At 72.3% G+C, this 271-nt stretch carries 1 protein-coding gene; it reads right to left on the reverse strand.

Annotated elements, in window-relative coordinates; genetic code table 11:
- A partial coding sequence (locus tag AC0IW9_RS30905; RefSeq protein ID WP_471652122.1) for a hypothetical protein occupies positions 1-242 on the reverse strand: 242 nt, incomplete at its 3' end.
- Between the last annotated feature and the right edge of the window lie 29 nt (positions 243-271).

The following is a 271-nucleotide window of genomic DNA, read 5'->3' on the forward strand; positions in this document are numbered from 1 at the left end:
ACCGCCTGCGGCGCACAGGGCGCGTAGGCCGGGGCGAAGCCGGCCACGAACGGCAGCCGGCGTGCGCCCGGGCAGCCTTCGTCGGTGCTGTTGTTGCCCTCGGCGGCCACGTACTGCCAGTCCAGTCCCTTGCTGTTCACCCGCAGCGGCCGGCTCGGCAGGTTGCGGAAGATGCCCGACCACACCCGCATCGCGCCGGTGGCGCCGAACAGGCCGGCCTGCTCGTTCTGGTCGTTGCCCATCCACACCACTGCCAGGTGGTCGCCGGTGT

The sequence above is a fragment of the Belnapia sp. AC561 genome (assembly GCF_979252845.1).